Origin of the sequence: Nonomuraea sp. NPDC049649 (assembly GCF_040675175.1) — a bacterium.
Classification (GTDB): Bacteria; Actinomycetota; Actinomycetes; order Streptosporangiales; family Streptosporangiaceae; genus Nonomuraea.
In genome coordinates, this window is record NZ_JBFAOH010000021.1 from 109,855 (window position 1) to 116,250 (window position 6,396).

At 66.9% G+C, this 6,396-nt stretch carries 7 protein-coding genes; 3 read left to right on the plus strand and 4 right to left on the minus strand.

The features are described 5' to 3' along the window. Positions 1–13: 13 nt before the first annotated feature. A complete protein-coding gene (locus AB0J42_RS24715) occupies positions 14–1,936 on the plus strand; it encodes a hypothetical protein (RefSeq protein ID WP_364298240.1) in 1,923 nt (640 codons plus the stop codon). 54 nt (positions 1,937–1,990) lie between these two features. Here AB0J42_RS24715 and AB0J42_RS24720 read toward each other — a convergent pair whose 3' ends face one another. Next, entirely contained in the window at positions 1,991–2,464 is a 474-nt protein-coding gene (locus AB0J42_RS24720; RefSeq protein ID WP_364298242.1) for an ATP-binding protein, read from the minus strand. Positions 2,465–2,638: 174 nt separating this feature from the next. Here AB0J42_RS24720 and AB0J42_RS24725 point away from each other — a divergent pair, with 174 nt between their 5' ends. Continuing rightward, the gene (locus AB0J42_RS24725) at positions 2,639–3,466 is read left to right on the plus strand and encodes a helix-turn-helix transcriptional regulator (RefSeq protein ID WP_364298244.1); all 828 of its coding nucleotides are present in this window, start codon (positions 2,639–2,641) and stop codon (positions 3,464–3,466) included. Further along, entirely contained in the window at positions 3,448–3,663 is a 216-nt protein-coding gene (locus AB0J42_RS24730) for a DUF397 domain-containing protein (RefSeq protein ID WP_364298246.1), read from the plus strand. The genes AB0J42_RS24725 and AB0J42_RS24730 overlap by 19 nt, the downstream gene beginning before the upstream one ends. Before the next feature lie 21 nt (positions 3,664–3,684). Here AB0J42_RS24730 and AB0J42_RS24735 read toward each other — a convergent pair whose 3' ends face one another. The 3 genes from AB0J42_RS24735 to AB0J42_RS24745 all read right to left on the minus strand — a co-directional run bounded on the left by AB0J42_RS24735 (position 3,685) and on the right by AB0J42_RS24745 (position 6,064). Further along, complete coding sequence (locus tag AB0J42_RS24735) at positions 3,685–4,416, minus strand: SDR family oxidoreductase (RefSeq protein ID WP_364298248.1); 732 nt, start codon at positions 4,414–4,416, stop codon at positions 3,685–3,687. 91 nt (positions 4,417–4,507) lie between these two features. Next, positions 4,508–5,485: an aldo/keto reductase gene (locus AB0J42_RS24740; RefSeq protein WP_364298250.1), complete on the minus strand. Its 978-nt coding sequence runs from the start codon at positions 5,483–5,485 to the stop codon at positions 4,508–4,510. Between the two features lie 6 nt (positions 5,486–5,491). Further along, positions 5,492–6,064: a TetR family transcriptional regulator gene (locus tag AB0J42_RS24745; RefSeq protein WP_364298252.1), complete on the minus strand. Its 573-nt coding sequence runs from the start codon at positions 6,062–6,064 to the stop codon at positions 5,492–5,494. Positions 6,065–6,396 lie beyond the last annotated feature (332 nt).

Here is a 6,396-nt window from a genome sequence, read left to right on the forward strand (position 1 = left end):
ACTGCGGTTCAACGTGGAGGACGAGAGCTTCGAGTTCTACGGCCCAGCGAAGATGCGCGACGATCCTCGCTGGGTGGATGTCAGCAGGCTCTTCATCGAGGGTCTGAGCCCCTTCATCGCGGAGTTCAGCCCGTTCGCCGACAAGCTCCCCGTCTACCTCGAACGCTTGAATCGGCTGAAGAATCTGGAGAACCGGGAGTTCCACGAAGAGAAGATCACAGGTCAGGACAAGAACGTCGACATCGTTGTCGACATCTTCAACCGGGTCAACTCGGGTGGCACCGCACTATCCAAGGGCGACCTCGCCTTGGCCAAGCTCTGCGCGCAGTGGTCTCCGGCCAGACAGATCATGCGCGGACATCTTGAGCGATGGCAGCAAGCGGGCTTCGAGTTCTCCCTCGACTGGCTGTTGCGCAACGCCACCGCCGTCGCTACAGGACGAGCGGTCTTCACAGCCCTCGACACCGTCTCGGCCGCCGATTTCGAGTCGGCGCTGACGAAGTCGGTCGGCTACATCGGCACCTTCCTGGATGCCGTGTCCGGGAGGCTGGGGCTGGATCACGATCGGGTGCTCATGGGCCGTTACGCCATCCCCGTCATCTCCCGTCACCTCCACCTGACACCCGGTGGGCATTTCCTGGACTCCGCTCACCGGGATCGCGTGCTGTTCTGGTACATCCATTCCGCGCTGTGGGGCCGCTTCGCGGGATCTACGGAGACGCTCCTCGCCCAGGACTACGAGATCGTGGAGCGCTCCGGGATCGACGGCCTGATCAACGCGCTGGAGCGCTGGCGCGGCGGAAATCTGGAGATCCGGTCACATGACTTCGAAGGATCCACGCGCGGCTCGCGCTTCTACCCTCTGCTCTACATGCTCACCAGGGTCAAGGGCGCTCGCGATCTCGGCAGCGGCCTCGAACTCCGCGCCGAAATGCTGGGAAAGCTCACCTCGCTCCAGGTCCACCACATCTTCCCGAAGGCGCTGCTGTACAAGGCCGGTTACGACCGGGTTCAGGTGAACGCGATCGCCAACTTCTGCTTCCTGACGCAGGACACCAACCTGATGATCGGCCAGCGCGCTCCCACGGAATACTTCGCGGAGGCAGAAGCCAAGCACCCCGGTGTCCTGGCGTCGCAGTGGATCCCCACCGATCCGGAGCTTTGGCGGCCCGAACGCTACCTCGACTTCCTGGAGGAGCGCCGGCACCTCCTCGCGGAGGCCGCACAATCCTTCCTCGCCGAGCTTCGCAACGGCGCCGCCACCATGGCGGACCTGCAGCCCGTGTCCGTTATGGCGGATGAGCAGGACGACGTCCGTATCGCTCAGATCAAGGCGATGGTGAAGGAAATGGTGCGGCTGGGCTACGCCGAACCGTCACTCGACAGTGAAATCGCTGACCCTGTGACCGGCAGGGCTCTCGCGATAGCCGAAGCGTACTGGCCTGATGGCTTGCAGGTCGGGCAAGGCAAGCCGGTGGTTCTGGAACTGGACTCGGCCGCGACCAATCTGCCGAGGCTGGAAGAGCTGGGTTACGAAGTCTTCACCTCGGTGGACGCCTTGCTTGGCTATGCGGCTCGACGCGGCGAGGTCACCTCAGGGGATAAAGCTGCGCAAGAGCAGCCCGAGGCAACTGCTCTGGCCTCCACCGCTGACTTCCACAAGGCGATGCTGCTCGTCTACGATCGGGCCCGGACTGAAGCCAACTATCCCGCCACGTACTTGCTGAACATGCTCGCTGAGCACGGCGGTCTCGCGACGGCGCGGAAGCTCCTGCATTCGCCGGCGGTGTCGGATGGGTTCGCGGCGCTCTGGGAGCGAGGGCGTCCCGATCTCACGGTCGAGGCTCAGGTGATCGACCCACGCTTCGCCGGGCTCTTCACGCCGGAGGAGATCGAAATCGCGCGCCATCGGCTGCAGTTCGGCTATGGCGGTTGATCGGCCGTACGATCCCCAGCTCTGGCGGGATCCTTTGATCTGTGAGCGACCCGGTTAGGGGAAAGGCAGAAGCGCCCACACGACCTTTCCTCCGGCCAGTTCGTCTTCCCCCGGAAATCGGTAACCCCACTTTTTCGCGAGCGCGGTCACGATCTCCAATCCACGCCCGTTGATGGAGTCGACGCCAGCAGACCGCTGCTCCGGTGCGCCCCAGCCACCGTCCCACACTTCGATCTTCAGCTCGTACGCCAGCTCGGTGATGATGATCCGAATCAGCGACTCGGAGGAGAGGATGACCCCCATCCTCGTCCGGGTGTCCTGGAAACCGAGCGCGTTTACCGAGTTCGTCACCAACTCGGAGACCGTCAACTGCGCGTCGTCCACGAACTCGTCGTCCTGGTGACCCCAGGCGCGCAATGTGGCCGCGACATACGCACGGGAAATCCACACCGCGTTCGGGAGCGCGACGAGAGTCAGGGAGTCGCAGCGCTGGTTGCTGTCTGGGCTTGCTTGAAGCGTTTCCGGCATCGTGAGTGCTCTTCCATGTGTTTCCGATGGTCGCGGAATCAATGTCTTACGAAAAAAGCCCACGCAGTGGCCAAAATCAGAGACGTATAGTGACCAGGTGTGTCGCACAGCGGTCACACTCTCTGCGGTTTGGCCGCGAAATTTACACAAGAGGTCGCGCTTGAAGGGACAAATGTGAAAGTCGAGGACGATCCGAGTAAATCAGCGGCAGAGCAGTTCGCAGCCGACCTGGTCAGGCTCCGCTCGGAGAACCGGCTATCCCAGATACGCCTCGCGACTCGTCTTAAAGTAGACCGCTCCCTCATCAGCCACATAGAACGGGGCAAGAAGTCCCCGACCATGGATATCGCCGAACGTCTGGACGGCATATTCGGCCTGGACAAACACTTCGCCGGCGTCTTCGAGCGCCTCCGCCTCGAACGAGGAGCCCGGGGCTGGATCATCCAGTGGAGGGAGGTGGAGAGCCGAGCCCTCGTCATCCAATCCTGGGATCCTCTCCTCGTTCCCGGCCTGTTCCAGACGGCGGCCTACGCCGGAGCGCTGTTCCGGGCCAGCCCTACCATCCCCGCCGAGCTGGTCGACGCGGAGGTGCAGGCCCGTATGCAGCGGGCGGGCATTCTCAACAGAAAAGACCCGCCGAAAATCGTCGCGCTTCTCGAAGAGGCGGTGCTTCACAGGCCGATCGGAGGTGGTGACACGCTGTGCGACCAGCTCACCCACCTGAAGGCCGTTGCCCAGTTCCCGAACGTGGTGGTCCAGATTGTGCCCACGGAAGCGGCATGCGGTCCCGGCCTGATGAGCGCGTTCGCCCTGGCACGGTTGCCGAATGGGATGGACGTCGTCACGGTGGACAGTAGCCTTACCGGTCGAACTACGATGGAACCGCGCCCGGTGGAGGAGATCAAGCAGCGGTTCGACGCCATCAGGGCGGACGCACTACCCCGGAGACAGTCCCTAACCGTCATCGAGGAAGCGATAGAACGATGGACAAGCAGGCAGTGAGCCTCGACGGGGCAGAGTGGCGCAAGGCCACCGCGAGCGGTGACAACGGCGGCCAGTGCGTTGAGGTGACCACCAACCTTTCTGGCATCGTGGCCGTCAGAGACAGCAAGAACCCCAACGGCCCAGCCCTCGTTTTCACCCCAGCAGAGTGGAACGCCTTTCTCAGCGGAGCGAAGAGCGGAGAGTTCGACCTCTGATCCGCTCTCGCACTTCGTACATCACCGCAGGTAACTCGCCCCATTCAGGTCGATGATGGTGCCGCTGGCCCACTCCGCCTCCGGGGAGGCCAGGTAGAGGACGGCGGCGGCGATCTCGTCCGGGCGGGCGACCCGGCCGAAGGGGCTCTGGGCGCGGATCTCGTCCCCGCGGGGCGGTTTGAGGTAGTCGGTCGCCATGTCCGTCTCGACGAAGCCCGGCGCGACCGCCGTCACCGCGATGCCCCTCGGCGCGAGCGCCACCGCGAGCGATTGGGTGAGCGCGTTCAGCCCCGCCTTGCTGGCGCCGTAGGCGGGGCTGTCCGGCTCGCCGCGGTAGGCGCCGCGTGAGGAGACGTTGACGATCCGGCCGCCCTCGCCCAGGTGGGGGAGGGCGCACCAGATGGCGTTGGCGGCGGCCACGAGGTTGAGGTCGAGGGTTTCGCGCCAGGCCTCCTGCCATTCCTCGTAGGTGAGGTCGGTGATGGGGTGGTGGAGGAACACGCCGGCGTTGTTGACCAGCACGTCGAGGCCGCCGAGCGCGCCGGCCGCCTCGCCCACGGCGCGGCGCACCTCCTCGGGGTCGGACAGGTCGGCCTGGACCGAGGTATGGCCCTCGCCCGGCAGTTCGTCCAGCCGGGCGGGGGAGCCGCGGTGGTGGATGGCCACCCGGTCGCCCCGCTCGGCGAACGCGGTCGCGACGGCCCGGCCGATGCCGCGCGATGCCCCGGTGACGAGAACTCTGCGCCCGCTCATCGGCCGGGTCCCGTGAGGAGAACCTGCGGGATCCAGTGCCCGCTCCCCGTATCACGCTCCGGCGCCGGTGATTCCGTGCTCACTCGCGCTCCTACCAGCGGTGGTGGATCTGCGGGCGGATCAGCTCGTCGTACACGTCCCGTACGGCCTGAAGGGTCTTCTCCGGGAGGGGCGGGAGTGCGGCGGCGGAGGCGTTGGCGGCGGCCTGCCCGGGGTTGCGGGCACCGGGGATGACGACGGACACGCCTGGCTGGTCGAGGATCCAGCGGAGCGCGAACTGCGCCATCGTCGCGCCTTCCGGCACCAGCGGGGTGAGCCGCCGCACCGCCTCCAGGCCGGTGCGGAAGTCGACGCCGGAGAACGTCTCGCCCACGTCGAAGGCCTCGCCCTGGCGGTTGAAGGTGCGGTGGTCGTCGGGCGCGAAGGTGGTGTTCTCGTCGTACCGGCCCGACAGCAGGCCGCTGGCCAGCGGCACCCGGGCGATGATGCCGACGCCGGCCTCGCGGGCGGCGGGCAGCACCCGCTCCAGCGGCTTGAGCCGGAACGCGTTGAGGATGATCTGCACCGTCGCCACACCCGGCCGGGCGATCGCCGTCAGCGCCTCCTCGCACGTCTCCACGCTCACTCCGTACGCGGCGATCTTTTCTTCGGAGACCAGCGTGTCGAGGGCGTCGAAGACCGCGTCGGTGGAGTAGACGGGCGTGGGCGGGCAGTGCAGCTGCACCAGGTCGATGGTGTCGACGCCGAGGTTGCGGCGGGAGCGCTCGTTCCAGGCGCGGAAGTTCTCCATCACGTAGTTGTCGGGCACCTGGTCCATGCGGCGGCCCATCTTGGTGGCCACGGTGAGGCCCGGGCGTTCCTTGACGAAGCGGCCGACGATCTGCTCGCTGCGGCCGTCGCCGTAGACGTCGGCGGTGTCGATGAACGTCACCCCGCTGTCGACGGCCGCGGCGAGCGTGGCGAGGGCGTCGTCCTCGCTCACCTGCCCCCAGTCGGCTCCGAGCTGCCAGGCTCCCAGCCCCACGACACTGACATTCCGTCCGGTACGTCCCAAGACACGCTGTTCCATAACAGGTCACTCTGGCATATGGACGTGGGAGAGGGCACGCCGGAGCACGGTGTCGAAGGAGCCGGAGCCGGGGGAGAGCCAGTGGCGCCCGGCCACGCGGATGGCGCCGGCCACGGCGGCGGCGGTGACCTGGGGGAACAGGTCGTCCGCGACGGCCCCGGCGCGCTCGGCGATGGCCTCGGCCAGCGGCGCCTCGGCCATGGTGAACGCCTTGAGCGCCTCGCCCTCCAGCTCGGGCGTCGACATGATCATGCGCAGCCCCGCCCGGTCGGGCTCCGGCCGGGTGAAGTGCTCGACCACCGCCTCGGTGACGGCCTCGCGCAGCGGCTCGCCCGCCGGGCGGGCGCGCAGCGCGTCGCCCAGGAGGCGGGCGCGATCGGCCTGGAAGGCGCAGATCGCCTCCTCGCGGCTGGAGAAGTAGTTGTTGTACGTACGAGGGGAGACGCCGGCGGCCTGGGCGATGTCGTGCACGCGGACCAGGGCGAGGCCGCTGGGGCCCTGCTCGACGGCCAGGCGGAGCGCGGCGGTGCCGATCGCCTCCCGGGTGGCCTCCTTGTGGCGGGTGCGCAGATCTGCCATGACCGCAGTCTAGCCAATTCTGCGCGGCGCGCACATGTTGCGTGACACGCAAACTTGGATAGAGTGCAGGACGATGGCTGGCACTCGCGGCTGCCGAGTGCCAAACACCCGCCGGGTGTGCCGTGATGGCGAGGCCCCGGCCGCGGGGCCTTTCCGTCGCGGGCGCCGTCCCGGCGCACCCGGCCCGCACCGCAAGGAGGGACGATGAGCACCAAGATGATCATCTTCGACGAGGAGGCCCGGCGCGGTCTCGAGCGCGGGATGAACCAGCTCGCCGACGCCGTGAAGGTCACGCTCGGCCCCAAGGGCCGCAACGTCGTGCTGGAGAAGAA